Here is a 25,006-nt window from a genome sequence, read left to right as displayed (position 1 = left end):
CGCCACTGCGGGCTTTTTCATTTCAGGAGGATGCCATGCATACCCACCCACCGGGCACCGCCAGAGCAGGAGGTGCGCCATGATCGGCATGGACCGCCGCACCGGCCAGCCACTGGCCGGGGTCGCCCACTTGCGCCAGTCCATCGAAGATATCCTTGCCACTCCATTGGGTAGCCGACGCATGCGCCCGGAATACGGCAGCCAGTTGCGCCGCTTTGTCGACCTGCCGGTCAATGAAGGTTGGAAGAGCGCCGTGCAGGCGGAGGTGGCCCGGGCGCTGGGCCGCTGGGAGCCACGGTTGAAGTTGGAGCGGGTCAAGGTCGTGGCAGTGCTCGACGGCCAGGTTCGTCTGGCGTTGCAGGGCCGTTACCTGGGCGATGACGCGCTGGTGGAGGTGAGCGTATGAGCCAGGTCGACCTGTCGAAACTGCCCGCCCCCCAGCTGCTTGAGTCCCTTGATTATGAAAGCCTTTACCAGGCTGACCTGGACACCTTTCGCGAACATATGGGTGAGGGCTGGTCCGCCACCCTGGAAAGCGACCCGGTCATCAAACTGCTGGAGGTCGGTGCCTACCGCAAGTTGCTCAATCGGGCACGGATCAACGATGCGGCCAAATCACTGCTGCTCGCCTACGCAAGAGGCACCGATCTTGAACACCTGGCGGCCAATGTCAGCCTGCGGCGCTTGGTGATCCAGGCCCAGGACCTCACCCGTGTACCGCCGATCGCCGCACTGCTCGAATCCGACGACGCCCTGCGCGAGAGGGTGCAGTTGGTCTACGAAGGCCTCACCACGGCCGGCCCGCGTAACAGTTACATCCTGCATGCCCGCAATGCCTCGGGGCAGGTGGCTGACGCCACCGCCGAAAGCCCGTCACCGGCCGTGGTGGTGGTGACGGTGCTTTCGCAGGAGGGCAACGGCACGGCCTCGGCCGAGCTGCTGGGCACTGTTTCGGCTTATTTGGATGACGACGACGTGCGGCCCGTTGCCGATCGCCTGACGGTGCAAAGTGCGCAGATTCTGCCCTATCGGGTCGACGCCAAGGTCTTCATGGCGGGCAATGGTCCGGAGAACGAGGCCATCCTGGCTGAGTGCCGGGCGCGCCTGGAGGCCTGGAAGAACCCCCGCCGGCGACTGGGCGTGGAGGTGGCCCGGTCGGCCATTGATGCCCAGTTGCATATCGATGGGGTCACGCGCGTGGAGATACCTGGCTGGGTCGACATTAAGCCGAGCAAGGCACAGGCGGCCTGGTGTGAGGGTTTCACCGTCGTGCGGGGGGCCTGACATGGCCAGCCTACTGCCGATAAACGCCACGCCGCTGGAGCGGGCCGTGGAGGGCGCCGACGCTGAGGCAACCGCCGTCACGCTGCGAACCCTGTACAACCCCGACACCTGCCCGGCGCATCTGCTGTATCAGCTGGCCTGGGCTTGGTCGGTGGATCGCTGGGACGATGAGTGGACCGAGGCGACAAAGCGTTCGGTGATCCGCTCGGCGTTCTACATCCACAAGCACAAGGGCACCGTTGGCGCGCTACGCCGAGTGGTCGAGCCGTTCGGTTACCTCATTGAGGTGGTGGAGTGGTTCAACCTGCAGCCGCAGGGCGTGCCTGGCACTTTCGCGCTCAAGGTCGGTGTCTCCAATTCGGGCATCAGCGAAGAAACCTACCGCGAGCTGTCGGCGCTGCTCGATGACGCCCGGCCAGTCAGCCGGCACATGGTCGGCCTGGAAATCAGCCTGGAAGCCACTGGCCGGTACTACCTCGGTGCGAGCCTGAGCGAGGGCGACACTCTGGACGTGTACCCGCCTAGGCAGCGCGACATTGAGGTCACCGGCGTGATGCGCCGTGGTGGCCGCGAAACCACAATCGACACACTGGAAATTTCACATGGTTGACCAGAATTCGCAGTTTTACGCGATTCTCACGAACGTGGGCGCCGCAAAGCAGGCCAACGCAGATGCCCTGGGCATCGCTTGGAAAATCACGCAGCTGGCGGTGGGCGATGCCAACGGCACCGATCCGACGCCGAGCGCAACACAAACCCGCCTTATCAACGAGTGGCGCCGGGCACCACTCAACCAGTTGAAGGTCGATGACAAAGACCCCTCCATCATCGTGGCTGAGCAGGTGATCCCGGCCGACGTCGGCGGTAAGTGGATTCGCGAAATCGGCCTGTACGACGCCGATGGCGACTTGGTGGCAGTGGCCAACTGTGCGCCGACCTACAAGCCGTTACTGTCACAAGGCTCTGGCCGTACCCAGATCGTACGCATGAGCCTGGTGGTCAGCAGCGCCGCTAACGTGCAGCTCAAGATCGACCCCAGTGTGGTACTGGCCACTCGTGAATGGGTGACCGAAGAACTGGCGCGGCAGGACTTCAAGCATTCGGTGTTGGTGGCCACCACGGCTGGCATCAATTTGAGCGGCCTGCAGACCATTGATGGCGTAGCGCTGACTGCCGGTGCGCGGGTGTTGGTGAAGAACCAGGCCGCTGCCAAGGATAACGGTATTTATACCGTGGTGGCCGGCGGTGCCTGGACGCGCTCCGTCGACGCGGACAGCAATGCCAAGGTGACGCCTGGCTTGCTCGTCCTGGTGGAGAGGGGCACGGTCAATAGTGATAGCGCCTGGCAGCTGGTGACCGACGCGCCTATCAGCCTGGGCGTAACGGCGCTGTCGTTTGAAATGGCCTTTGGCCGCAGTGGTGTACTGGCCGGTACCTATCGCAGCGTGCAGGTGGACAAGTACGGCCGTGTGGTCGCGGCCACCAACCCGACCACGGTCGCGGGCTACGGGTTGACAGACGTTTATACCAAGTCGGAAACCTACAACCGCACGGAAATCTCCAAGGCCATCGGCGACGCTGTAACCCTGGCGGTGAACGGGCTGGTCGATTCGGCGCCGGGTGCCCTGGACACACTGAAAGAGCTGGCCGATGCCATTGGCAACGATCCAAGCTTCGCCACCACCATGGTCAACGAACTGGCGAAAAAGGCGCCGCTGGCTTCTCCGAAGTTCACCGGCGCGCCAGAGGTACCCACGCCGGCGGCAAGCAGCAAGGGCCTGCAGGCAGCCAACATGGCCGCCCTGGCCACCGCAGTAGCGGCGTCTGCGCGCCAGTTCAAGGCTGCGGTTATCGGCGTCAGTGGCAATCTGACGCTGACCGCTGCGCAGATGGGCAATGCTGTGCAGTTCAATAGTGGCCCTGTGACTTTGGCTCTGCCGGCGCTGGCAGACGTGGGCAATGGCGCTTCGGTAATGCTACGAAACCCGTCGACCACTGCGACGCAGACCATCGTGGTGGCCGCGTCGGGCTCGATTGTCGACGCCGGCAGTACGGTCGGATCGATGGCCCTGAAACCGTTGGAATGGGTCGAGTTGGCGTCATCCGGCACGGTCTGGTTTGTCGTTGGGCGCGGCAAGCTCAAAGAAGTTGCCGAGATTGACTCGCCAAGCTTCACCGGCAACCCGACTGTACCGACTGCACCCGTTGGCTCTACTTCCGCGCAGATTGCGAACATGGCGGCAGTCATGGCGGCGCTCCAAACCTTTGGTCTAGGAGCGACCACCGGCCCCAAGATTCTCGATTTCGATGGCGTAACGGAATCGGGCCTGTATCGAGCAGAAGGCAGCGCTAAGAACACGCCATTTCCCAATGCGCCTGCTGTGCTGCTGAATGTCCAATACAATACCGGTGGGGCCTTCCAGCTGGCCGGAAGTTGCAGTGTCACTGTTATCAACTCGAAGCTTTTCTGGCGTACTCAGGCGTCAGGTGTATGGTCTGATTGGCAGCAAGTGGCGCGTCTTGACTCGCCGGCATTCACAGGGACGCCGATGGCCCCGACTGCTGCCGTGGGGACCAACACCGACCAACTGGCTACCATGGCCGCTCTGCTGCGGGCGGTGAATGCCTTCAAGCGCAGTTACAGCGGAAACGTTGTTGGGATAGGCGCGGATATCACATTGACCGCCTCGCAGACAGGATATGCGTTCAACGCCACGGCGGCCGTTACCATCACGCTACCTTCCTCAAGCGAGGCAGGTTCAGGTGGTACGTTCGTCATTCGCAACGTGAGTTCTGGCGTGGTCACCGTTGCAACGACCAGCGGGAAAATCTTCGAAAGAAACAACACGGTATCCACCGCACCGATCCAGCCAGGCGAGTGGATTGAGCTGCAGGCTTCCACCTCGAACTACTTCATCAACAAGCGCGGCACGTTGAGTGAGATTAGCCAGGTCGTTTCGGATGGCCTGGCTGCATTTGGTATTGGCAAACAGGCGCTGAATGGCAATGGGTTGAATTTCAATGAGGTGCCGTTAAATTCATTCGTGAGAGCCGAAGGGACCGAGGCAAGCTCGGCCGCGTTAAACTGGCCACTGATGGGCGTGCCGGACACGACGGCAGTGGCGTTTAACCTCATCACCACTGGCTCGCCCGGCGCTGCTCGGGTAACGCAGATTGCAACACAGGTTTTCCCGGCAGCTGGAAACCGAGGGCGCATGTTTTTCCGAGTGCGGCATGATTCCAGTTGGTTCCCGTGGCAAGAAATCTCAACTACGGCGTTTGTACAGCGGGCTGTCGATGGGTTGGCCTCGATCAACAGCCCAAGTTTTACCGGTTCGCCAACGGCGCCGACGCAGAAGGTCAACGACGCATCGAAGTCTTTGGCCACGACCGAGTTTGTCGAATTGTCCAAGCGCAATTTCTCGGGGCCTGTATTGGGTTTCAGTTCCAATATGACCCTGAGCGCGGCCCAGTCGGGACGGTTGTATCAAGCTAACGCCAATAACCTGACCGTGACATTACCAGCAGCGGCAGACGCACCAGGGGGCACGGCTTACGCGTTCCGCAACCCCAGTGGTGGCACGCTTTCAATCACAGCCGCCAGCGGCAATATTGTGGCTGGCGTCACGTTGGGCACGTTGGTGCTGCAGAGCGGTGAGTACGTCGAGTTGGTGAGCAATACCAGTACCAGCTGGTTTGTATCCACTCGGGGCAAGTTGGCCGAAACGCCCACCGTCGACGCGATGAATGCCGCCGTGGCGGCCGCAGCGCCGCCTGGCCAGATCGCACACTTCGCTTTAAGCGCCCCCCCACCTGGGTGGTTGAAGCGGAACGGTGCTGCAGTCTCGCGCACGACCTACGCCGTGTTGTTCGCAGCTATCGGCACCCAATTTGGTGCCGGCGACGGCTCGACCACCTTCAATCTGCCCGATGACCGCGAGCTGTTTGACCGGGCGTGGACGGATGGTGCCAACGTGTACGACACCGGACGTGCACTCTTCTCGACGCAGGTCAGCCAGAATCTTCTGCACAATCACAACGTGACGATTGGTGCTGCCGGTTCTCACTACCACACCACGACTTTTCCGCGAGAGCGCATCTCGGCTGGCATGGTCGAAACGGGCGGCAACGCGGTACTGGGTGATTATGTCGGTGATGGCATCCAGTCGCATGACACCACTACGGCGCCTAACCATACCCACACCGCTTCTGTCAGCAATAACGGCGGATTAGACGCTCGACCCGGCAACCGGGCCTACCTGGCCTGCATCAAATATTGAGGTAACCATGACAAGTGTTCTTGAGCTGATCGAACCCTCTGCACCGCTGGAGCCAGCACTAGCACTGCCTTGGTGGCAGCAGCAGGGCGTAGAGCCGCCGAAGTTATGCAATGTACATCGGGGTACTGGCGAGTTTCAGGGCGTCTCTCAGGCAGACCCTAGCCCGCTTGAACCCGGTGTATGGTTGTTCCCAGCGTACAGCTACCGGATCGAGCCGCCCGAAGTGGAAGTCGGCTTCGCTGCCCTGATCAACCGCGCCGGTACCGGCTGGGAGCGGGTACCCGACCATCGTGGCGCCACGATCTACAGCATCGAAACCGGCGAGCCCCGCCAGTGGCAGGCACTGGGCGATCTGCCCGAGGGCTATACCCTGCAAGCGCCGTCGACGGAGTTCGACACCTGGGAGGATGACGAATGGGTGCCAGATGAGGCCGCCCTGGCTGAGGTGGCGCGCCAAGCGGCGTACCGCAAGCAAGCCATGGCCACCCAGTATGCCACTGCGCGCATAAGCACGCTGCAGGATGCGGTCGAGCTGGAAATGGCTACCGACGCGGAAACGGCCGCCCTCAAGGCCTGGAAGGTCTACCGCGTGGAGCTGAGCCGCCTGGATATCACCACCAGCGCGCCTGCCGATGACGACTGGCCGAGCAGCCCCAACGATGAAGCCTTGGCCGCCTGGCTGGCCTCGCAAACCGCATAGACGCCCCGCACCGACGGGGCGTTTTCTTTTCTGCTGTACCACAAGGCCCCGCATGCGGGGCCGTCTCATTTCTGGAGAATGAATTTATGAGTGGTTTTTTCCACGGCGTTACCGTAACGAGCGTAGACACTGGCGCGCGTAGCATTGCCCTGCCATCGTCCTCGATCATCGGCTTGGTCGACACTTTCACCCCCGGCGCTGGCGCAACCGCCAAAGCCAATGACCTGGTGCTGATCACCAGCGAGCGCGAGGCGGTGGCCGCCTTCGGTGCCGACTCGGCCATCACCAAGGCGTGTCAGGCCGTCTTCACCCGGACCAAGGCGGTAATCGTCGCCTGCGGTGTGGCCAAGCTGACCGACGCGGCCGAGCAAACCTCGGCCATCATCGGTGGCGTGCTGGCTGACGGCAAGCGTACCGGGCTGCAGGCGTTGCTCGATGGCAAAAGCCGTTTCAACGCCCAACCCCGTCTGCTGGTCGCTCCCAAGCACAGCGCGACCGAGGCTGTTGGCACTGCACTGGTAGCCTTGGCGGACAAGCTGCGCGGTATCGCCATCCTCGATGGCCCCAACACCACCGACGAGGCGGCCATTGCCTACGCCGCCGGCTTCGGCGCCAAACGCGCCTTCCTGGTCGACCCAGGTGTGCAGTACTGGGACAACGGTGAGCAAGCCACCGTCGACGCGCCCGGCTCGGCCTGGGTCGCCGGCCTGTTTGCCTGGACCGACAGCGAGTACGGTTTCTGGGCCTCGCCGTCGAACAAGTCGTTCGTCGGCATTACCGGTACGACTCGCCCAGTCGAGTTCCTCGATGGCGACGACGGCTGCCGCGCCAACCTGCTGAACAACGCCAACATCGCGACCATCATCCGCGACGATGGTTTCCGCCTGTGGGGCAACCGCACGTTGTCCAGCGACCCGAAATGGGCCTTCGTCACCCGCGTGCGGACCCTGGACATCGTCATGGACGCAATCCTCTACGGGCACAAATGGGCGGTCGATCGTTCGATCACCGCGACCTACGTCAAGGATGTCACCGAGGGCCTGCAGGCCTTCATGCGTGACCTCAAGAACCAGGGCGCGATCATCAATTTCGAGGTCTATGCCGACCCGGAACTGAACACCGCCAGCCAGCTGGAGCAAGGCAAGGTGTACTGGAACATCCGCTTCACTGATGTGCCGCCTGCCGAAAACCCCAATTTCCGCGTTGAAGTCACCAATCAGTGGCTGACCGAAGTCCTCGATTCCGCCGCTTAAGGAGCGCATTAACATGGCAATGATTCCCGAAACCCTGGCCAACCTGAACCTGTTCGTCGACGGCGTCAGCTTCCAGGGCGATGTACCCAGCCTGACCCTGCCCAAGCTCACCTTGAAGATGGAGGAGCACCGCCCGGGCGGCATGGACATGCCGGTGGAGATGGACCTGGGCATGGAAAAACAGGAAGCCGCCTTCACCACTACCGGTGTGCGTCGTGAGGCACTGAAGTTCTTCGGCCTGGCCGATGGCAGCGGCTTCAACGGCACCTTCCGCGGTGCCTTCAAGGGCCTCAAGGGCAGGATCAACCCTGTGGTGGTCACCCTGCGTGGCTCGCTGAAGGAAATCGACATGGGTGACTGGAAATCCGGCGACAAGGCCGAGATCAAACACAGCGTCGGCCTCACTTACTACAAGCTCGAAGTCGATGGGCGCCTGGTCTACGAGATCGATGCGCTGGGCATGAAGCGCGTGGTTGATGGGGTCGACCAACTGGCCGCCCAGCGCGCCGCACTTGGCCTGTAAGGAGAACGAGCATGTCTCAAGCGAAAAAGCTTCCACAGTGGCTGACCCTGAGCGCCGACCGCGTCACCGTCCGTTTGTCCCGCGCCAGCGAGGCCAACGGTGTGCAGGTCGACAGCCTGGCGTTGCGCGCGCCGACTGTACGCGATATCCGCAATGCCCATGCCGGCGGTGCCGCAGATGATGAGCAGCGCGAACTGAACCTGTTCGCGTCGTTGGCCGAGGTCGGCATAAAAGATCTCGAAGGCCTCGCTGTGAAGGACTACAGCCGCCTGCAGACGGGATACTTTCGCCTGGTGCAGGACGACGAACTTTGACCCGGCCCGGCAGAAGGCCGCCGCCCGGCGGCTGGCCAAGGAGCTGAACTTTTCCGCGAGCGAAATCATGACCATGTCGTACAGCGACATGGTCTGGTGGCTCGCACCGTGACAAGGAGGAACGTATGGCGAACACACAGCTGTTCATCCTCGAGCTCGGCGTCACTGTCATCCAACCGTTGGGGAGCGCCATCGACCTGCTGCGCCGCGATATCGCGCAGCTGCGCACGCAGGCCGATGTTATCCGCTTTGACAGGCTCATCGGCGAAGTGATCCGCCTGGGGCTTGCGCTCGGCGCGGTGCGCCAGATTGAACGGCAGCTGGCGTTGGACCAGGCGCAGCAGCATGGGGAGCAGACTACTCGGCTCAATGACGAAATCGATGCGGTGGAACGCCTGCGCCAGCACTATCTGCTGCTGGACCAGGTTATCGCCGGCCTATCGCGGCTGAAACCGCTTGAGCCCCAGGCCCCGGTCTGGCAGCAACACAGGCAGGTCGACGCTGGAACTGACCCGGCGCCGCCCCCTGCCGGGCCACCCGCTAACGCCCCCGCCGTCGCAGCGCCGTGGCAACGCGCCGTGCTGGCGGCCGGTGGTCTCGGTTTGACAGCGCTTGCCATCTCTGTCGGTGGGAAAAAGGCCATGCAGCGGCAGCCGGCGCGTACCCAGCGACGGCTGGAGAGGGCTACCACCCAGGAGTGGCAGGAGCATCGTATCGATGCTGCCGGAAAGATCGGCAAAGCGCTGATTACCGACGATGACGGTGAAACGAAAGCGCGCGGCGTGGGTGCCGCCCTGGGCGAGCAGGGCGGGCGTTTGCTGGGTACTGTCCTATCCGTCTTGAGCAGGGGGAAGCTGACCAAAGAACAAGGGGCCAAGTTTGGCGGCTATCTTGGCGAAGCTGTTGGTGATCTGGCCGGGGGGAGACTGTTCAGATGGATTATGGGGCAGGGCAAACCCAACCCGGACCCTGATAGCAGCGCACCTGCAGCCAGTGCGGCAGGCTCAGCCAAACCGGAGCAAACGATCCCTTGGGGACCTGCTGGAATGGAGCCGATGGTGGTCGCTGGTTTCGGCGCGGCAGGGCTCACTGTGGTCTGTGATTGCTTACAGAAAGGGGGCGACCCGCCGATCAATCCTCAACGTTGGCAAACGCGCCCGCTGGTTGAGCAGAGGCACCCGCGTAACGAGGCTGCCGGGGATAGTGGCGAGGCGCCGATTGCAGACGAGGCCGCGAAAACAGGTGACCCACTGCTGGGCGCGGCTTCACCAACACTGAGCACACGCAAGCAGGCCAGCAAGCAGGGGCGCAGGCGCGAAGGTTATTTTGGCAACGCCGCTGTTGATGACAAGGCCGAACCGGATAGCAACGAAGCGTTATCTGAGATGGATGCGCGATCGCTAAGCATAGCGCTGGAAGAGCAGACGGCATCCAGTTCCATCGGTGTCTTCGGTTCGTCCACCGCGTTGATAGCGATGGCCGCAGGGCAGCGCGCTTACAAACAGGCAGAGCAGCCGCCAGCGAACACTTGGCCCTCAATCCCCGGGATGGCCCGTCATGGGGAGGCGCAGGGGCATATCGGCAGGCTCGATACCATCGGCAGCGTGGCGATCGCCGGCGGCGTTGATGAAGACAAGGCGCGGGGTGTCGGTGCTGCGGTGGGCGATAGGGGACAGGATACCGTTCTGTTCAGGTTGGGCAGAAGCAAACCGGCCAGAACGCGCGGCGCCCCCCAGCGTGAGCCGGTGGGTGATGGGCCAGGAGGCACGCTGTTCGGCTGGGGTACGCAAGGCGACAGGGCTGCGCCGAACAACAGCGCGACGCAGCCTGAAAACCCTGGCTCGTCAGTGGCAACGCAGCCACTGAAGCAGGCCGTACATACCCAGGACGCTGCCGCTTCGCCTGCGCGTGCTGTACCGGTTAACGCAACCGCTCGGCTACCGTCAGCCAAAGGGCTTATGAAGCGTTTGCCCGGGGTTGCTCTTCTAAGTACCACGCTTGAGCTTGTCGAAACCTACAACAGCGACGCCAGTTCGGCACGCAAGCTTGAAGGTTATGGCAGTGCTGTCGGTGGCCTGGGCGGCACCCTGGCGGGCGCTGCCGCAGGCGCTGTAATAGGGTCGGTGGTACCGGTAATTGGCACGGCAGTGGGTGGGCTGATTGGCGGCGTGCTGGGCGGCATGGGTGGAGAAAGCACGGGTGGCTGGTTGGGCAGTGTCGTGGCTTCAGCCATGGGCAAGGCCCAGGCAGGCCCTCGTGTCGAGGGCTCCAGTATGCCCGGGGCTCCCAAGATGCCTGACGAGCCGGCCCCGGCGCTGGACAGTGCAACCCTCCCGGTGCTTGTCGCTTCGCCGACGGCGCAGCTTCCCTGCGCTCCGGTGCCACAGGTCATCAACCAGCAGTTCACCTTCAACGCCAACATGCCGGTCACCGTCAACAACAGCTTCGACGACCCGACCACCCTGCAACAACTGGAAACCATCGCCCGACGCGTACTGGACGACCTGATGCGTCAGGCACGTTCGGTGCAGATGGCGGACCAACCACACCCATAAGGAGGATCCATGACCTACCTGGAGCAGTTGCAAGGTGGGCTGCATGCACTGGTCAGGGCGGGCGAGGAAGGGCGTCGGCGTGCCGACGCCATGCTCGAGCCCATGAGCCAGGCAGTCGGCCATGCAAAGGAAGCGGCTGCCGAGCTTGAAGCCTTGCCATGGATTGGCCCGGCCATTGGCAAGCGCCTGCAACGCACGATGCGTGCCATTGAGTCGGCCAAGCGGCGCGTGGACAACGTTGTAGCCAAGTATGACCAGGCACTTGACGTGGTGCGCAAGGTGCGTGATCAGGTCGATGCTTTCGCTGAACATCTGGGCAAGGCGGGGGCGGCCATCCGCCGTGTGCTGGGTGATGCACGCGCAGTGGCCAGCGGCGTGCTGTCGACCTTGGGCTTTGCGCCTGAGGCGACGCCGACGGCCGAGGCGATCAAACCCTTCCCACACCTGCTGGTGCTGCAGCCACTCAAGGCGAACGCGCCACCTTATTACTTCAATCTAGACACCGCCGCTTTCGACCAGCTGCGCCGGCAAACGCGTTTTCGCTGGGCTGGCCAGGAGCGCCTTAGCCGTGACAACGCACAGCAGGCAATCAGCCTGGGTGAAGAAACCATCAGCATCCGCGGTGCGATCTTCCCCGGATTCAAAGGCGGGCTGGGCCAGTTGCAAGCGCTGCGTGGCATCGGCCGCCAGTTGTTGCCCCTGTCGCTGACCACAGGCTATGGCGAAGTGCTGGGCACCTGGTGCCTCATCGGCATCGAGGAGGAGCAGGGGGCTTTGCTGGCCGGCGGTATTCCACGCAAACAGGGATTCTCATTGGAGTTCGTCAGCTATGGCCAAGACTTGCAAAACGTCTGAGGGCGACGTGCTCGATACCCTCTGTCATCACTATTACGGGCACCTGGACGGCACTGTGGAGGCGGTGCTGCAAGCCAATCAGGGGTTGGCCGACGAGGTGCAGCCTTTTCGCAGCGGGGTGGTGGTGCGCTTGCCGGCGTTGTCGGCAGCGGCAGCCACCTCCATACAACTCTGGGAGTGAATGCCATGCAACCGCAATTTCGCATCCAGGCAGATGGTAAGGACATCACCGCCCTGATCAACGACCGCCTGTTGTTGCTGCGCACCACCGACAAGCCGGGGATGGATTCGGACGACTTCGAGTTGCGCATAGATGCCCGTGACGGTGCCGTGGCGTTGCCGGCCCGTGGCGCGCTGATCGAAGTGCATCTGGGTTATGCCGGCGAGCCTCTGGCTCGGCTGGGGCGCTACACCGTGGACGAAGTCGAGGTGTTCGGCCCACCCGATACCCTGGTGGTACGCGGCAAGGCCAGTGACCTGTGTGGCAGCGGAAAAACCATCCGCAGTGACAGCTGGGAGGCGGCACCTTTGCAACGCATCATCGCCCAGATCGGTGCGCGCAATGGCTGGCAAACGGTATGCCCGGTAGCCACACAGGTGCCGCGCGCCGACCAATACAATGAATCGGATTTCAACTTCATTACCCGTTTGGCTCGCCAGTACGACTGCACCGCAAAGCTTGCCAACGGCCAACTGCTGGTGCTGCCGCGTCAAGCAGGGCAGAGCGCCAGTGGCCAACACCTGGATATCGTCAGCATCGCCCGCAGCGAAGTCAGCCAATGGCACTGCCGATTGGATGACAAGGCCGCTCGCAAGGCTGTGCGCACCCGCCACCAGGACAGTGCCAGCGGCGAGCTGAAAGAGGTTGAACTGGTCAACGACGATGGCAGGCAAGGGCATCGTCCAATCCACACCGACCGCCACCTGTATCCCAATCGCACTTGCGCCGAACAGGCGGCCAAGGCGCGCCTGGCCAGCTTCAATCGCAATACCGCCCAGCTGCGTCTTGACCTGCCAGGGCGCACCGACCTGTTCGCCGAGCGCAGCATCGACCTGATCGGCTTTGGTGACGGGCTCGATGGCCAGTATCAGCTCGATTCGGTCGAGCAGGTGTTCACCAGCGATGGTTGGCGCACCACGGTGCAGGGCAATGGCGGCAAGGCAGGGAAAGCAAATGCCAAGGGCAAGGTGCCACGGCGCTCGGCCGGGACGATGGCTTGAGGCCTGCGGTACACCGTGCAAGTAAGGAGACTCGACATGCTCACAGAAATGCAACTGCTACAGATTCTGCCCAACGCCCGCCCTGTCGCGGGCGTTTTTCTTTCGGCCTTGAACGTCACGCTGCCGCGCTGGGAGATCGACAACCCCAGGCGTGTCGCCGCGTTCATTGCCCAGGTTGGCCATGAATCCGGCCAGTTTCGCTATGTGAAGGAGCTGGGTAATGATCGTTATCTGGCGCGTTATGACACCGGTCGCCTGGCCCAGCGCCTGGGCAACACGCCCGAGGCTGACGGTGACGGCCAGTTGTATTGCGGCCGTGGCCTGATTCAGGTCACCGGGCGCAACAACTATCAGGCCTGCAGCCGTGCCCTGTTCGGTGACGAGCGTCTGCTGGCGCAACCGCAGTTGCTCGAGCAGCCTCGTTGGGCCTGCGAATCGGCAGCATGGTTCTGGCATTCACGTGGTTTGAACGCGTTGGCTGATCGTGGCGAGTTCAACCGTATTACCCGGCATATCAATGGTGGCCTGAATGGGTTGGAGGACCGCCTGACGCTTTGGGCGCGCGCGCGGGAAGTACTGTGTTGAGCCGTACTCAGCTTGGCCTGGGGGTGGTGTTGATGCTGCTGTCTGCTGCGTTGGCCTGGCAGGTTCAGGGCTGGCGCTATGGGCAGCAGCTGGCGCTGCAGGCCCAAACCCAGGCCGACGTGGCGGCTTCCCTGTTACTCACGGAGCGCGCGCGTCGCCAAAGCCTGGAGCAGCGCATCCAGGAAAGTGAAACCCGCCATTTTCAGGAGCTTGCCGATGTGCAAAAGTCTCAGGCTCGCCTGCGTGATCGTCTCGCTACTGCTGATCTGCGCCTGTCGGTCCTGGTCGAGCGCGGCGCCGCCGGTCCCGCAATGCCTGCCGCCCCCGGCGCCAGCGGCGTGGATCATGCAACCGTACGCGCCCGACTTGAGCCAGCGCATGCTGGACGAATTATCGCCATCACCGATGACGGGGACCGGGGATTGATTGCGTTGCGGGCGTGTCAGGATTATGTACAGGCGTTGCAGCGCTAAGGTATGGCCACGTCTGGCTTGTGCCTGTCCCGCTCACCCGCTCGACATGCTAGGTTGTCCCTCAGTCTTCCAAGGAACCGACCATGGACCCGATCACCGCACACTCCACCCGCCTTGGCGAACACCTGCGTCGCCTGGGCGCCCAGGTAACCACCGCCGAATCCTGCACGGGTGGCGGCATCGCCGAGGCTATCACCCGTGTGCCCGGCAGCTCGGCATGGTTCGAAGCCGGTTATGTCACCTACTCCAACGCCCAGAAAACCCGCCAGTTGAATGTACCTGAGCCTTTGTTCGCTGAAGTGGGCGCGGTCAGCCAGGAGGTGGTCGAAGCCATGGTCCGTGGCGCCCAGGCGGCCAGCGGCGCGCGGTTTGCCGTGGCGGTCAGTGGCGTAGCCGGGCCAGACGGCGGTTCGCCGGCCAAGCCGGTGGGGACCGTCTGGCTGGCATGGGCCGATGGCAGCCGGGTGTACAGCGAGCGCCGCCACTTCGACGGCGACCGCGAAACGGTGCGCCGACAGACGGTGATCGCTGCGTTAGACGGCTTGTTACAGCTTGGCGTGGAGTAAATCGACGACAGGGGTTTGCTCAAACGCTTCCCTGTGGAATAATACTGGCTACTTATACAGGTATTCCCGGCCGTCAGGGCCAAGTCGAACACGTGAGGATTTCAATGGACGACAACAAGAAGCGCGCCTTGGCTGCGGCCCTGGGTCAGATCGAACGCCAATTCGGCAAAGGCGCGGTCATGCGCATGGGCGACCATGAGCGCCAGGCTATTCCAGCCATTTCCACGGGCTCCCTGGGGCTGGACATCGCCCTCGGCATTGGCGGCCTGCCCAAAGGCCGTATCGTCGAGATCTACGGCCCGGAGTCGTCGGGTAAAACCACGCTGACGTTGTCGGTCATCGCTGAAGCCCAGAAAAACGGCGCCACCTGCGCCTTCGTCGATGCCGAGCACGCCCTCGATCCTGAATACGCCGGCAAGCTGGGCGTGAACGTCGACGACCTGCTGGTTTCGCAGCCGGACACAGGCGAGCAAGCCCTGGAAATCACCGACATGCTGGTGCGTTCCAACGCGGTCGACGTGATCATCGTCGACTCCGTGGCCGCCCTGGTACCGAAGGCTGAAATCGAAGGCGAGATGGGTGACATGCACGTCGGCCTGCAGGCCCGTCTGATGTCCCAGGCGCTGCGTAAAATCACCGGTAACATCAAGAACGCCAACTGCTTGGTCATCTTCATCAACCAGATCCGTATGAAGATCGGCGTGATGTTCGGTAGCCCAGAAACCACCACGGGTGGTAACGCGCTGAAGTTCTACGCCTCGGTGCGTCTGGACATCCGCCGTACCGGTGCGGTCAAGGAAGGCGATGAGGTGGTCGGTAGCGAAACCCGCGTCAAGATCGTCAAGAACAAGGTCTCGCCGCCCTTCCGTCAGGCTGAGTTCCAGATTCTTTACGGCAAGGGTATCTACCGCAACGGCGAAATCATCGACTTGGGTGTGTCTCAAGGCTTGGTCGAGAAGTCCGGCGCCTGGTACAGCTACCAGGGCAACAAGATTGGCCAGGGCAAGGCTAACGCTGCCAAGTACCTGCAAGAAAACCCGGCCATTGGCACCGAGATCGAGAAGCAGATCCGCGAGAAGCTGCTCAACTCGGGTGCCGTTGCCGCTGCTGGCAAAGCCGCTGCCGCGCAGGCTGATGCCGACGATATGGCTGACGCCGACGCCGGTTATTGATAGAGCAATAGGCCACCTGTATGTCCGTCGTTCTCGACACCCCTGTTGCTGTTCGACGGACAGCCATGGACCTGCTCGCACGCCGCGAGCATGGCCGCGTCGAGCTGACGCGTAAGTTACGTCAGCGCGGTGCATCGGATGAGCTGATCGAGCCCGCGCTCGACCGGCTCGCCGAAGAAGGGCTGCTCAGCGAAGCCCGCTATCTCGAGAGTTTCATCAGGTACCGTTCCAATGCCGGCTACGGCCCCGCGCGTATCCGCGAAGAGCTTGGCCAGCGTGGCCTGAACCGTGGCGACATCGACCAGGCACTGCGAGACAGCGGTGTGGACTGGGTGCAGCGGTTACAGGAGGCCTGGCAGCGCAAATTTGCTGGGCAACGCCCCCAGGACACCCGCAGCCGCGCCCAGCAGGCGCGATTCCTCGCTTACCGTGGATTTCCCATGGACATGATCGGCCGACTACTCAGCGGGCGCGACCTTGATGATTATTGATCTGACGGCCCCATCACGGCTGCCTAGCTGACCTTCAACGCCTCCCGTGCCCGCTGCGTTGTATGCATCGGTTGGGGCTTTGCCCAGTTCTCCGGCAAGTTGATGAAGTCCACCAGCTCACGCAGCCGCCCTTGGTCACGACCATTGAAGGCAAACGTAAGGCGGGTCAGGTGGCTGAAGTTGCCTACCTCGTGCTCCACGCCGCTGTCTGCATGCTGGTGATATTTACCGCTCAGGCGCAAATCGGCGAAGCTCTCCTGAATCTCATGCAGTGCAGCTTCGCTAAGCCGGTGGTGCATGCGGATTACGAACTGGTTCTTCAGCCAGCGGCTGGAATGGTAGTTGCTGTAGAACTGGTTGATTTCTTCTACGGCTTCGTCGGCGCTGTGCACCAGGCGCACCAGTTTCAGGTCACTGGGCAAGATATAGCGGTTTTCTTCCAACTGGCGGCTGATGAAGGTCAGGCAATCGCGCCAGAACGTGCCACCTGGTGAATCCAGCAGAACGACAGGCACTAGCGGGCTCTTGCCTGTCTGGATCAGCGTCAGCACTTCCAGCGCCTCATCGAGCGTGCCAAACCCGCCAGGACAGAGCACCAGGCCATCGGCTTCCTTGACGAAAAACAGTTTGCGAATGAAGAAGAAATGGAAAGGCAGCAGCTTATCGGTGCCGTCCACTGTTGCGTTGGCATGCTGTTCGAAAGGCAGGGTGATGTTGAAGCCCAGGCTGTGATCACTGCCAGCCCCTTCATGGGCGGCCGCCATGATGCCGCCGCCAGCGCCGGTGATGACCATCAGGTCGGAGCGGGCCAAGGTAGCGCCCAGTTCGCGGGCCAAGGCATACATCGGGTGTTCCAGTGGTGTACGCGCCGACCCAAATACGGTGACCTTGCGGCGCCCCTTGTAGCGTTGCAACGTGCGGAAGGAATGATCGAGTTCGCGAAGGGCCTGCAGTGTGATCTTGGCGCTCCAGCGATCACGGTCGTCATGGGCCATGCGCAGAATGGTCAGCATCATGTCGCGGTACAGCGGCAGGTTCGGGCTGTTCGGCGCGACCAGTTGCAGCTGTTCGTCAACCTTGCTCAGGTCGATGCCGCTGTCCCTGAAGTAATTGAACAAGTGTTCGTTCGATTGGTAAGGCATTCAACATCTCCTTCTGCAGCAAAACCTCTGACCGAACCGATGGCCTGGCTCGGCCGCGACACTACGTGTGTCGCTGGCTGCTCTGGCTCGAGTGTGCATCCCGAGCATTGCAGTAGGCCTTCAAGGCCATTGATGCAGTGGTGTAGGGCGGTAAGCAAAAGACCATCTTGTTGGTTTTCGAGTCTTCGTTATCAATTTAGACCCTTGCGCCCGTTCGTGCTGACTTGCGAGTCGGCAGCCACTTGTCGGCACACAGCCAATGGCGGTGAGGGTTTGATTAACTGGAGAAGCGAACCGTGTCGAGGCGTGAGGTGGCGGTATGCATCGCTTGACCATCGAAGTAGACCGGCAGCTATATCAGCAGCTGGAAAATGCAGCGCAGGTTCATCATGTGAGCCTGGAGTCGGAGTGTATTCGCAGGTTGGCGGTGTTGGAATGCCAGTCGCCCTACCTGCAGGCGCTGTTGGCAGAGATGCGCGCCGACGAAGCACTGCGGCGCGCGGAGGATGAGCGGGTGACGTGATTACTTTTTCTTGTTGCCGGCGGTGCAGCTGGCAGCATCGAAGGCTTGGTCCATGACCGGCTGGTTGGTCTTGTACACCGTGAAGCGATAGACCATCACGGCCCCCTTGGACATCAGGTTACGGTAACCGCTGTTACGGCATACGCTGTCACCCAGTTGGCTGCGCACCTGGTCCGGGTTCTGCTGCATGCGTTCGGCATGGCTGGAACGCACGCTCAGGTGGTTGACCAAGGCCTTGCCTTCGACGGTATAACCCTGGTCGAGGATATCTTCGTTAATGGCGCGGGGCGTGCCGACGCTGCTTTCCTTGGCGACCTTCTGCAGCATCTTGTTCAGTTCGAACTCCTGCTTGGAGGCCGCCTGGGCAGCCAGTGGCAGGGCGAGCAACAGGCTCAGGGTCGGGACGATAAGACGCAGCATGAATCTCTCCTGGTTCGATGACTGGCGCTTTGACATGCGCTGACGGCTGACGTTCCGTGAAACCCGCATGGCCGATTTCAGGGCGCCAAAGCATAGATTGTAAGGGATCAGACAGGCTTGCTGCACGGCAAACCCATGTCCGCTCTGGTAGACTGCCACTTTGTTTTCTGCAGAGTTTTCGCAGTGCCCAGTCATAACCTGTCCAAAGGCCTGCCAGCATGAGCCATGCGGTAGCGCGCCTGCGCGCCGAACGGCTGGCACGCAGCAACAAGCCTTTTATCGCCCGTGGTTCAAGGGCCGAGCGTTGCCCTGACTGCCGAGTGATCGCCACCCATTGCCTGTGCGCCTGGAAGCCCCGGGTGCAGGCCGATTCTGCGGTGTGCCTGCTGATGCATGATACCGAGCCGCTCAAGCCTACCAATACGGGCTGGCTGATTGCGGACCTGGTCGAAGACACCAGCGCCTTTGGCTGGTTGCGAACCTCGGTGGATGAGCGCTTGCTGGCTTTGCTCGAAGATCCTCAGTGGCAGCCCTACATTGTCTTCCCTGGCGAATTTGTCGCCCAGGAGCGGGTCGTTAGCGAAGTCGTGCGTGAGCCAGGCAAACGCCCATTGTTCATCCTGCTGGATGCCACCTGGACCGAAGCGCGCAAGATGTTCCGCAAAAGCCCGTACCTGGACCGCTTCCCCGTGCTGAGCCTGCAAGCCGAGCAGATGTCGCGCTATCGCCTGCGCCGTTCAAAGCGGGACGATCATTTCTGCACGGCGGAAGTCGCCGCCATGTGCCTGGACCTGGCCGGGGACAATCAGGCCTCACAGGCCCTGGATGCCTACCTGGATGTGTTCAGCCTGCATTACCTGAGCGGCAAGCGTCGCCTGGCGCTGGATGAACAGGACGAGATTCACCAGCGTTTGCATACCTTCCTATAGTCCAAGGGGCAGGCGCTCCACTTTGGTTCATAATGACCGGGCTGGCAGCCAGGGTGGGCGAGGCGGCAGGGCGATTGGCTTGACCACCCCCGGCCGTGCTCGGCATCCTTGGCGCCGATTCCCCGCCAGGCGCTATTACTACCCCGCATGCGCCTGGCACAGAACAGGATCCATAGATCGATGGCCACTTACGAAATCCTGATAGCCGATGACCACCCGCTGTTTCGTAGCGCTTTGCGCCAGGCCGTTACCCTCGGCCTGGGCGCGGATGTGCGCCTGGTTGAAGTGGCGAGCATCGCCGAACTGGAAACCCGCCTGAGCGAAAAGGCCGATTGGGACCTGGTCCTGCTGGACCTGAACATGCCGGGCGCCTATGGCTTTTCTGGCCTGGTCCTGTTGCGTGGCCAGTACCCGCAAATACCGGTGGTGATGGTCTCGGCCCAGGAAGAGGCTGCTGTAGTGGTCAAGTCCCGCGAATTTGGCGCCAGTGGGTTCATTCCCAAGTCCAGCGGCCTGGAAGTGATTCAGGATGCGGTGAGGAAAGTGCTCGACGGCGACGTCTGGTGGCCGCCTCAGGCGTTCGACAAGGTTGATGTCTCGGCCGAGGCCAAGGCCGCCAGCGAAGGCCTGGCCAGCCTCACGCCGCAGCAGTTCCGCGTACTGACGATGGTCTGCGAAGGCTTGCTGAACAAGCAGATTGCCTATGAGCTGAATGTGTCGGAAGCGACCATCAAGGCCCACGTGACGGCGATCTTCCGCAAGCTTGGCGTGCGCACCCGGACCCAGGCCGCCTTGCTGCTGCAACAACTTGAATCGGTTGCGAGCAGCTAACTGCCTGCGCCTTCACGCTTTTTTTACTCGTTTTGCACTAGTCTGCTGGCCTTTCATCGGTGAAGTGACGCACATGTCGCCATTCAAAGGCCAGACCGGCCTCAAACGCATCTTCAATGCCGCCGGCTATTCGCTGGACGGCCTGCGCGCCGCCTTCAAGGGTGAAGCCGCGTTCCGTCAACTGGTCCTGCTCAACGTACTGCTAATACCGATTGCCTTCTGGCTGCCGGTCAGCCGTGCGGAGCGGGCAATCATGATCGCCGTGTGCTTGCTCGGCCTGATTGTCGAGCTGTTCAACTCGGCTGTGGAGGCTGCTATCGATCGCATCTCCCTGGAGCGTCACCCATTGTCGAAAAATGCCAAGGACATGGGCAGCGCCGCGCAATTGGTGGCACTGACCATGGTGGCGATGGTGTGGGGCGTGATCCTGCTTTAGGCAATCGGCGGCAAAACAATCTCGTCACTGCGGGTAAAACCAGCGGTGAAGTTACGACAGAGTTCGAGGAACTCGCGCATGGCCGAGGTCTGGTATTTCTGTTTGTGCCAGATGAAGTAGAACTGACGCATGAGGTCCAGCTCCGGGGTCTCCACCGGTACCAGGCTACCCCGGCGGAAGGCGTCGCGCAGTGCCAGGCGCGAGATGCAGCCGATGCCCAGGCCAGACTCCACGGCTCGCTTGATCGCTTCGGTGTGCTCCAGCTCCAGGCGGATGTTTAGGTTGGCGCGGTGATGGCGCATGGCCTGGTCGAAGGTCAGGCGTGTGCCCGAACCTTGTTCGCGAAGGATCCACGCCTCCTGCGACAGGCTTTCGATATCGGCGCGGCCGAGTTTGGCCAGCGGATGTTGTGGCGCGCAGAAAACCACCAGTTCGTCTTCGACCCAAGGCTGTACCTCAAGGTCCGGGTGGTTGCAGTCGCCTTCGATTAGACCCAGGTCAATTTCGTATTGGGCTACCTGATGCACGATATGCGCGGTGTTCTGCACGTGCAGTTTCACCTGGCTTTCCGGATGCACTTGCATGAAGCTGCCGATCAGCAGCGTCGCCAGGTAATTACCGATGGTCAGCGTGGCGCCGACCGCCAGCGAGCCGAAACCGGACTTGCCGTTGAGCAGGTCTTCGATTTCCTTGGCCTGATCAAGCAGCGCAACCGCCTGGGGCAACAGCTGATGGCCCAAGGCATTGAGGGCCAGGCGCTTGCCCGCACGGTCGAACAGCTGGCAACTCGATTGCCGCTCCAGTTCGGTGATGGACGTGCTGGCGGCCGACTGCGACAGGGCCAGCACACTGGCGGCCCTGGAGACGCTCTGATGCTGGGCCACGGCAACGAAGACCTGCAGTTGACGAAGAGTGAATCGCATATCTATATAACCGATAACACATATCTTGATAATTCAGTTAACAGATATTGTCGCTGCCCCTAAACTATCGCGCAACTGCGCGTGTGCGCGCTGCGTTTTTCTTCAGGAGCCCCCTAGATGAGCAACATGAACCACGAACGTGTCCTCAGTGTGCATCACTGGAACGACACCCTGTTCAGCTTCAAGTGCACCCGCGATCCGGGCCTGCGCTTTGAGAACGGTCAGTTCGTGATGATCGGCCTGCAACAGGATAATGGCCGTCCGCTCATGCGCGCCTATTCCATCGCTTCGCCGAACTGGGAAGAGCACCTGGAATTCTTCAGCATCAAGGTCCCTGACGGCCCGCTGACTTCCCAGTTGCAGCACCTGAAGGAAGGCGACGAGATCATCATCAGCAAGAAGCCCACGGGTACCCTGGTGCTCGACGACCTGAACCCGGGCAAGCACTTGTACCTGCTGAGCACCGGCACTGGCCTGGCGCCGTTCATGAGTGTCATCCAGGACCCGGAAACCTACGAGCGTTTCGAGAAGGTAATCTTGGTTCACGGCGTGCGTTACGTGAATGAAGTGGCCTACCGCGAGTTCATCACCGAGCATCTGCCACAGAACGAGTTCTTCGGCGAGGCGGTGCGTGACAAGCTGATTTACTACCCGACCGTTACCCGTGAGCCGTTCGAGAACCAGGGCCGCCTGACCGACCTGATGCGCAGCGGCAAGCTGTTCAGTGATATCGGTCTGCCACCGATCAACCCGCAGGACGACCGTGCGATGATTTGCGGTAGCCCAAGCATGCTGGATGAGACCAGCGAGGTTCTCGACAGCTTCGGCCTGAAGATTTCCCCGCGCATGCGCGAGCCGGGCGACTACCTGATCGAGCGTGCGTTCGTCGAGAAGTAAGGCGACCGCATAGCAAAAAACGCAGGCCTCGGCTTGCGTTTTTTATAGCTGATCAATTGTGTTCGTGGGCAAAGCCGCGCCATCAAGCCGAGCCCCTCAGCCCTCGCGCACTACCTCCAGCACCCGGATTAGATCCGGCTGCGGATAATGCCACCTGACCTGCACGTCCCAGAACTTCACGCCATACAGCCGCTCCGGCGGTGGCACCTGATAGGCCGGCCGTGGGTCTTGTGCCAGGCACTGCTCGATCAGTTCCACCAGCGGCTCACCCAGGCGCAACGCATGCTCCCGGGCCTGGGGCAGGGCGCTTTCGCCCCACTGCACGGCAATCGCCTCGGGTGCTTCGCTGGCCATCAGGTTGCTGGCCCCGGCAACGTTGTCGGCATAGGGTACATAAGGCTTGATATCCAACACCGGGGTGCCGTCGAGCAGGTCGATGCCAGAGAGCAGCAGGCGCCCCGGCTCCACCGCCTCCAGGCGCACCACCGACTGGCCGATACCATTAGGCCGATGTGTCGCGCGGGTGGCAAACACTCCCATGCTCCTGTTGCCCCCGAGGCGCGGTGGGCGCACCTTCAGGCGTGGCTTGTCTTCCAGTGCCTGGTGAAACAGAAAGAGTAGCCAGACGTGGCTGACCTGCTCCAGCCCGGCAACGGCATCGCCCTGGTCGAACGGCGGCAGCAGCTCAAGCACACCGCGCGCTGCCGGGGCCAGCTGTGGCTGGCGCGGTATGGCGAATTTCTCCTTGAAGCAGGAGCGTACGATGCCGACGGGCGAAACCGTATACTGCATGGCCACCCTCAGGCGCGCACGCGCAGGGTCAGGCCTTTGAGGAAATTGCGCAACAGCTGGTCGCCACAAGGCCGGTAGTTGTCATGGCCGACCTTGCGGAACAGCGCGCTGAGCTCAGGCTTGGACACCGGGAAGTTGGCCGCCTTCAGGATGGCATGCAGGTCTTCTTCCTTGAGCTCGAAAGCGACCCGCAGCTTTTTGAGGACGGTATTGTTGGTCACCGGCAACTCCACCGGTAGCGGTGGGCGGCTGTCGTCCCGACCACGGCGGTAGATCACCAGGCCATCGAGAAAGTGGGCCATGACCCGCTCCGGGCAGCGCACGAAACCCGCCTCGTCTTCTTTCTTGAGGTAGGTGGCAAGCACCACCGGATTCACCTCCAGGCCGGACAGGGCGATGATCTCGGCCATCTTGGCGTCGTTCACCTTGAGCATGTAGCGCAGGCTGCGCAGGACATCGTTGTGGTTCATTGCTGCAAAATCCTGTTCAGAAGCCACGCCTGGGCGCGGCGTATTGCTTAGAAACGTTCGTTGCCAGCCAGGTAGCGCCATTGCCCCAGCGCCAGCTTACCCATGGACACGCCGCCCAGGCGAATGCGGCGCATGCTGCGCACTTCCAGGCGCAGATAGGCACACAATTCGGAGATTTGCCCAGGTTGCGGGTTTTTCAGGGCCAGGCGCAGGTGGGTCTCGTTCTGCCAGCTGGCCTTGGCCTTGGGCAATTCCCGGTCATTGCGCGTTGCTCCGCGTGCCAGGCGCTCCAGCGCCTGGGGTGTGGTTTCGCCGCGGACTTCGATGATGTATTCCTGCTCGAGGCGACGCAGGTCGGCGTCGATCTTGCGGGTTACCCGCCAGTCCTGGGTGAATACCTGCAGGCCACTGGCGCCGCGCTCTAGAGGGGCGATGCAGGACAGCCGGGCAAAGTGCCCATGCAGCGGCCGCACACCCTCACGATGGGCTTCGCTGAGGCTGCCCATGCCGATGCCGGCTCGGGCTGTTTCGCTGTCGACACCCGCCTGCTGGTTGAGCAGCAGCGTCACCGGCTCGAGCGTGTCGGCTCTGGCACCTGGCAACAGTTCGACTTGCTGGTGTTCAACCTTGAACTGAGGCTGTTCGACCACCACGCCGTCGACCGTGACCCAGCCCCCTTCGATGTACAGCTCGGCCTCACGGCGGGAGCAGCCGAGCTGCTCGATGAGGCGTTTTGATAGGCGGACGGGTTCGGACATGGGGGGCATTCGCACGGCAGGGAAAGACGTACATTGTACCTGCCCGTACGCGGTAGATGATGGGAATCTGTGTCAAATGCGCCATTTCGGAAACCTCGCTCGGCGTCCTCAGACCTGGCCTTAGGACGCTGTACGAATCAGTTTCATGTGAAGCAGTGGGTAAGGTTGCCCCAAGCCGTCCGTTTCCGAGCGACCGGTCACTTCGAAGCCTTCGTGCAGGTAGAAGCCCAACGCCTGAGAATTTTGCTCGTTGACATCCAGACGCTCGGCATTGAGTTCGTTGATCGCGTAGCGCAGCAAACGCCTGCCGACACCTCGGCCACGGTACTGCGGCGCCACGAACAGCATGTCCACGCGGCCGTTGGCGACACCGGCGAAGCCACAGATGCGCTGGCGGTCCTTGCAGCAAATCAGCATCACCGCGTCCAGGTACTTGCGCAGCACCTGTTCACGCAGCAGCAGAATGTAGGCATCGGGTAGAAAATCGTGTGTAGCACGCACCGAGTCTTCCCAGACCTGGACCAGTTCGGGGTAATCGCTCAGGTGCGGTGTTTGCAGCGTCAGTGCCGAAGGCATCGCAGTGTTCCTCTGGGGCATTGAGGAAACCATAGAT

Annotated in this window: 29 protein-coding genes and 1 pseudogene; 23 read left to right on the top strand and 7 right to left on the bottom strand. The window is 61.9% G+C overall.

The window, feature by feature from the left end; translation table 11 throughout:
* Positions 1-79: 79 nt before the first annotated feature.
* The 18 genes and pseudogenes from APH34_RS16390 (at position 80) to recX (ending at position 16,272) form a co-directional block, all read left to right on the top strand.
* Complete coding sequence (locus tag APH34_RS16390; protein WP_054902086.1) at positions 80-406, top strand: GPW/gp25 family protein; 327 nt, start codon at positions 80-82, stop codon at positions 404-406.
* Entirely contained in the window at positions 403-1,284 is an 882-nt protein-coding gene (locus APH34_RS16385) for a baseplate J/gp47 family protein (protein WP_054902085.1), read from the top strand. The genes APH34_RS16390 and APH34_RS16385 overlap by 4 nt, the downstream gene beginning before the upstream one ends.
* 1 nt (position 1,285) lies before the next feature.
* A complete protein-coding gene (locus APH34_RS16380) occupies positions 1,286-1,894 on the top strand; it encodes a phage tail protein I (protein ID WP_054902084.1) in 609 nt (202 codons plus the stop codon).
* Positions 1,887-2,684 (top strand): annotated as a pseudogene (locus APH34_RS29945) (phage tail protein); the annotation flags it as partial. The gene APH34_RS16380 and the pseudogene APH34_RS29945, both read left to right, overlap by 8 nt.
* Complete coding sequence (locus tag APH34_RS30370; RefSeq protein WP_371263312.1) at positions 2,685-5,564, top strand: tail fiber protein; 2,880 nt, start codon at positions 2,685-2,687, stop codon at positions 5,562-5,564.
* 7 nt (positions 5,565-5,571) lie between these two features.
* A complete protein-coding gene (locus APH34_RS16370; RefSeq protein ID WP_054902082.1) occupies positions 5,572-6,264 on the top strand; it encodes a tail fiber assembly protein in 693 nt (230 codons plus the stop codon).
* 86 nt (positions 6,265-6,350) lie between these two features.
* A complete protein-coding gene (locus APH34_RS16365) occupies positions 6,351-7,517 on the top strand; it encodes a phage tail sheath family protein (RefSeq protein ID WP_054902081.1) in 1,167 nt (388 codons plus the stop codon).
* A gap of 13 nt (positions 7,518-7,530) precedes the next feature.
* The gene (locus APH34_RS16360) at positions 7,531-8,040 is read left to right on the top strand and encodes a phage major tail tube protein (RefSeq protein ID WP_054902080.1); all 510 of its coding nucleotides are present in this window, start codon (positions 7,531-7,533) and stop codon (positions 8,038-8,040) included.
* An 11-nt stretch (positions 8,041-8,051) separates the two neighbouring features.
* Complete coding sequence (locus tag APH34_RS16355) at positions 8,052-8,354, top strand: phage tail assembly protein (protein WP_054902079.1); 303 nt, start codon at positions 8,052-8,054, stop codon at positions 8,352-8,354.
* 125 nt (positions 8,355-8,479) lie between these two features.
* On the top strand, positions 8,480-10,909 hold the full coding sequence (locus APH34_RS16350; protein ID WP_054902078.1) for a hypothetical protein: 2,430 nt from the start codon (positions 8,480-8,482) through the stop codon (positions 10,907-10,909).
* Between the two features lie 9 nt (positions 10,910-10,918).
* A complete protein-coding gene (locus APH34_RS16345) occupies positions 10,919-11,764 on the top strand; it encodes a phage tail protein (RefSeq protein ID WP_054902077.1) in 846 nt (281 codons plus the stop codon).
* On the top strand, positions 11,739-11,945 hold the full coding sequence (locus APH34_RS16340) for a tail protein X (protein WP_054902076.1): 207 nt from the start codon (positions 11,739-11,741) through the stop codon (positions 11,943-11,945). Before APH34_RS16345 ends, APH34_RS16340 begins: the two co-directional genes overlap by 26 nt.
* Before the next feature lie 5 nt (positions 11,946-11,950).
* The gene (locus tag APH34_RS16335; protein ID WP_054902075.1) at positions 11,951-12,985 is read left to right on the top strand and encodes a phage late control D family protein; all 1,035 of its coding nucleotides are present in this window, start codon (positions 11,951-11,953) and stop codon (positions 12,983-12,985) included.
* Positions 12,986-13,021: 36 nt separating this feature from the next.
* Positions 13,022-13,570 carry a glycoside hydrolase family 19 protein gene (locus APH34_RS16330; protein WP_054902074.1) on the top strand — a complete coding sequence of 183 codons (549 nt, stop codon included), beginning with the start codon at positions 13,022-13,024 and terminating at the stop codon, positions 13,568-13,570.
* Positions 13,567-14,043 carry a lysis system i-spanin subunit Rz gene (locus APH34_RS16325; RefSeq protein WP_054902163.1) on the top strand — a complete coding sequence of 159 codons (477 nt, stop codon included), beginning with the start codon at positions 13,567-13,569 and terminating at the stop codon, positions 14,041-14,043. Before APH34_RS16330 ends, APH34_RS16325 begins: the two co-directional genes overlap by 4 nt.
* An 83-nt stretch (positions 14,044-14,126) precedes the next feature.
* Positions 14,127-14,609 carry a CinA family protein gene (locus APH34_RS16320; RefSeq protein ID WP_054902073.1) on the top strand — a complete coding sequence of 161 codons (483 nt, stop codon included), beginning with the start codon at positions 14,127-14,129 and terminating at the stop codon, positions 14,607-14,609.
* A gap of 104 nt (positions 14,610-14,713) precedes the next feature.
* Entirely contained in the window at positions 14,714-15,781 is a 1,068-nt protein-coding gene (gene recA, locus APH34_RS16315; RefSeq protein WP_054902072.1) for a recombinase RecA, read from the top strand.
* 20 nt (positions 15,782-15,801) lie between these two features.
* Positions 15,802-16,272, top strand: coding sequence for a recombination regulator RecX (recX, locus tag APH34_RS16310; RefSeq protein ID WP_054902071.1), 471 nt, complete (start codon positions 15,802-15,804; stop codon positions 16,270-16,272).
* Between the two features lie 23 nt (positions 16,273-16,295).
* Here recX and APH34_RS16305 read toward each other — a convergent pair whose 3' ends face one another.
* Positions 16,296-17,414 (bottom strand): LOG family protein, encoded by a 1,119-nt coding sequence (locus APH34_RS16305; RefSeq protein ID WP_054902070.1) that lies wholly within the window; start codon positions 17,412-17,414, stop codon positions 16,296-16,298.
* A gap of 319 nt (positions 17,415-17,733) precedes the next feature.
* On the opposite strand from APH34_RS16305, the gene APH34_RS16300 reads away from it, so the two are divergent.
* Complete coding sequence (locus tag APH34_RS16300; protein ID WP_054902069.1) at positions 17,734-17,937, top strand: hypothetical protein; 204 nt, start codon at positions 17,734-17,736, stop codon at positions 17,935-17,937.
* Here the strand turns inward: APH34_RS16300 and APH34_RS16295 are convergent, their stop codons facing one another.
* Entirely contained in the window at positions 17,938-18,357 is a 420-nt protein-coding gene (locus APH34_RS16295; protein ID WP_054902068.1) for a quorum-sensing-regulated virulence factor family protein, read from the bottom strand.
* A gap of 218 nt (positions 18,358-18,575) precedes the next feature.
* On the opposite strand from APH34_RS16295, the gene APH34_RS16290 reads away from it, so the two are divergent.
* The 3 genes from APH34_RS16290 (at position 18,576) to APH34_RS16280 (ending at position 20,553) form a co-directional block, all read left to right on the top strand.
* Positions 18,576-19,286 carry a tRNA-uridine aminocarboxypropyltransferase gene (locus tag APH34_RS16290; protein ID WP_054902067.1) on the top strand — a complete coding sequence of 237 codons (711 nt, stop codon included), beginning with the start codon at positions 18,576-18,578 and terminating at the stop codon, positions 19,284-19,286.
* Positions 19,287-19,466: 180 nt separating this feature from the next.
* Positions 19,467-20,117, top strand: coding sequence for a response regulator transcription factor ErdR (gene erdR, locus APH34_RS16285; protein WP_054902066.1), 651 nt, complete (start codon positions 19,467-19,469; stop codon positions 20,115-20,117).
* Between the two features lie 73 nt (positions 20,118-20,190).
* Complete coding sequence (locus APH34_RS16280; RefSeq protein WP_054902065.1) at positions 20,191-20,553, top strand: diacylglycerol kinase; 363 nt, start codon at positions 20,191-20,193, stop codon at positions 20,551-20,553.
* On the opposite strand, the gene finR is transcribed toward APH34_RS16280, so the two are convergent.
* Positions 20,550-21,476: a LysR family transcriptional regulator FinR gene (gene finR / locus APH34_RS16275; protein ID WP_054902064.1), complete on the bottom strand. Its 927-nt coding sequence runs from the start codon at positions 21,474-21,476 to the stop codon at positions 20,550-20,552. The two genes, APH34_RS16280 and finR, sit on opposite strands and share 4 nt — an antisense overlap.
* A gap of 117 nt (positions 21,477-21,593) precedes the next feature.
* Between finR and fpr the strand changes: the two genes are divergently transcribed.
* Positions 21,594-22,373, top strand: coding sequence for a ferredoxin-NADP reductase (gene fpr / locus APH34_RS16270; RefSeq protein ID WP_023381933.1), 780 nt, complete (start codon positions 21,594-21,596; stop codon positions 22,371-22,373).
* A 96-nt stretch (positions 22,374-22,469) separates the two neighbouring features.
* Here fpr and tsaA read toward each other — a convergent pair whose 3' ends face one another.
* The 4 genes from tsaA to APH34_RS16250 all read right to left on the bottom strand — a co-directional run bounded on the left by tsaA (position 22,470) and on the right by APH34_RS16250 (position 24,969).
* On the bottom strand, positions 22,470-23,165 hold the full coding sequence (tsaA, locus tag APH34_RS16265; protein ID WP_054902063.1) for a tRNA (N6-threonylcarbamoyladenosine(37)-N6)-methyltransferase TrmO: 696 nt from the start codon (positions 23,163-23,165) through the stop codon (positions 22,470-22,472).
* Between the two features lie 8 nt (positions 23,166-23,173).
* Positions 23,174-23,635 carry a DUF1456 family protein gene (locus tag APH34_RS16260; RefSeq protein WP_054902062.1) on the bottom strand — a complete coding sequence of 154 codons (462 nt, stop codon included), beginning with the start codon at positions 23,633-23,635 and terminating at the stop codon, positions 23,174-23,176.
* A 47-nt stretch (positions 23,636-23,682) separates the two neighbouring features.
* Positions 23,683-24,393: an rRNA pseudouridine synthase gene (locus APH34_RS16255; protein ID WP_054902061.1), complete on the bottom strand. Its 711-nt coding sequence runs from the start codon at positions 24,391-24,393 to the stop codon at positions 23,683-23,685.
* A 120-nt stretch (positions 24,394-24,513) separates the two neighbouring features.
* Positions 24,514-24,969 (bottom strand): GNAT family N-acetyltransferase, encoded by a 456-nt coding sequence (locus APH34_RS16250; RefSeq protein WP_054902060.1) that lies wholly within the window; start codon positions 24,967-24,969, stop codon positions 24,514-24,516.
* Between the last annotated feature and the right edge of the window lie 37 nt (positions 24,970-25,006).

The sequence above is a fragment of the Pseudomonas sp. NBRC 111131 genome, from assembly GCF_001320525.1.
Classification (GTDB): domain Bacteria; phylum Pseudomonadota; class Gammaproteobacteria; order Pseudomonadales; family Pseudomonadaceae; genus Aquipseudomonas; species Aquipseudomonas ceruminis.
Note: the sequence above shows the minus strand (reverse complement) of the source record. Positions and strands in the feature narration are given on the sequence as shown.

Excerpts from the sequence above, each read along its gene's own strand:
- APH34_RS16390 (WP_054902086.1), top strand. The coding sequence starts at position 80 with ATGATCGGCATGGACCGCCGCACCGGCCAGCCACTGGCCGGGGTCGCC.
- APH34_RS16385 (WP_054902085.1), top strand. The coding sequence starts at position 403 with ATGAGCCAGGTCGACCTGTCGAAACTGCCCGCCCCCCAGCTGCTTGAG.
- APH34_RS16380 (WP_054902084.1), top strand. The coding sequence starts at position 1,286 with ATGGCCAGCCTACTGCCGATAAACGCCACGCCGCTGGAGCGGGCCGTG.
- APH34_RS30370 (WP_371263312.1), top strand. The coding sequence starts at position 2,685 with ATGGCCTTTGGCCGCAGTGGTGTACTGGCCGGTACCTATCGCAGCGTG.
- APH34_RS16370 (WP_054902082.1), top strand. The coding sequence starts at position 5,572 with ATGACAAGTGTTCTTGAGCTGATCGAACCCTCTGCACCGCTGGAGCCA.
- APH34_RS16365 (WP_054902081.1), top strand. The coding sequence starts at position 6,351 with ATGAGTGGTTTTTTCCACGGCGTTACCGTAACGAGCGTAGACACTGGC.
- APH34_RS16360 (WP_054902080.1), top strand. The coding sequence starts at position 7,531 with ATGGCAATGATTCCCGAAACCCTGGCCAACCTGAACCTGTTCGTCGAC.
- APH34_RS16355 (WP_054902079.1), top strand. The coding sequence starts at position 8,052 with ATGTCTCAAGCGAAAAAGCTTCCACAGTGGCTGACCCTGAGCGCCGAC.
- APH34_RS16350 (WP_054902078.1), top strand. The coding sequence starts at position 8,480 with ATGGCGAACACACAGCTGTTCATCCTCGAGCTCGGCGTCACTGTCATC.
- APH34_RS16345 (WP_054902077.1), top strand. The coding sequence starts at position 10,919 with ATGACCTACCTGGAGCAGTTGCAAGGTGGGCTGCATGCACTGGTCAGG.
- APH34_RS16340 (WP_054902076.1), top strand. The coding sequence starts at position 11,739 with ATGGCCAAGACTTGCAAAACGTCTGAGGGCGACGTGCTCGATACCCTC.
- APH34_RS16335 (WP_054902075.1), top strand. The coding sequence starts at position 11,951 with ATGCAACCGCAATTTCGCATCCAGGCAGATGGTAAGGACATCACCGCC.
- APH34_RS16330 (WP_054902074.1), top strand. The coding sequence starts at position 13,022 with ATGCTCACAGAAATGCAACTGCTACAGATTCTGCCCAACGCCCGCCCT.
- APH34_RS16320 (WP_054902073.1), top strand. The coding sequence starts at position 14,127 with ATGGACCCGATCACCGCACACTCCACCCGCCTTGGCGAACACCTGCGT.
- recA (WP_054902072.1), top strand. The coding sequence starts at position 14,714 with ATGGACGACAACAAGAAGCGCGCCTTGGCTGCGGCCCTGGGTCAGATC.
- recX (WP_054902071.1), top strand. The coding sequence starts at position 15,802 with ATGTCCGTCGTTCTCGACACCCCTGTTGCTGTTCGACGGACAGCCATG.
- APH34_RS16305 (WP_054902070.1), bottom strand. The coding sequence starts at position 17,414 with ATGCCTTACCAATCGAACGAACACTTGTTCAATTACTTCAGGGACAGC.
- APH34_RS16300 (WP_054902069.1), top strand. The coding sequence starts at position 17,734 with ATGCATCGCTTGACCATCGAAGTAGACCGGCAGCTATATCAGCAGCTG.
- APH34_RS16295 (WP_054902068.1), bottom strand. The coding sequence starts at position 18,357 with ATGCTGCGTCTTATCGTCCCGACCCTGAGCCTGTTGCTCGCCCTGCCA.
- APH34_RS16290 (WP_054902067.1), top strand. The coding sequence starts at position 18,576 with ATGAGCCATGCGGTAGCGCGCCTGCGCGCCGAACGGCTGGCACGCAGC.
- erdR (WP_054902066.1), top strand. The coding sequence starts at position 19,467 with ATGGCCACTTACGAAATCCTGATAGCCGATGACCACCCGCTGTTTCGT.
- APH34_RS16280 (WP_054902065.1), top strand. The coding sequence starts at position 20,191 with ATGTCGCCATTCAAAGGCCAGACCGGCCTCAAACGCATCTTCAATGCC.
- finR (WP_054902064.1), bottom strand. The coding sequence starts at position 21,476 with ATGCGATTCACTCTTCGTCAACTGCAGGTCTTCGTTGCCGTGGCCCAG.
- fpr (WP_023381933.1), top strand. The coding sequence starts at position 21,594 with ATGAGCAACATGAACCACGAACGTGTCCTCAGTGTGCATCACTGGAAC.
- tsaA (WP_054902063.1), bottom strand. The coding sequence starts at position 23,165 with ATGCAGTATACGGTTTCGCCCGTCGGCATCGTACGCTCCTGCTTCAAG.
- APH34_RS16260 (WP_054902062.1), bottom strand. The coding sequence starts at position 23,635 with ATGAACCACAACGATGTCCTGCGCAGCCTGCGCTACATGCTCAAGGTG.
- APH34_RS16255 (WP_054902061.1), bottom strand. The coding sequence starts at position 24,393 with ATGTCCGAACCCGTCCGCCTATCAAAACGCCTCATCGAGCAGCTCGGC.
- APH34_RS16250 (WP_054902060.1), bottom strand. The coding sequence starts at position 24,969 with ATGCCTTCGGCACTGACGCTGCAAACACCGCACCTGAGCGATTACCCC.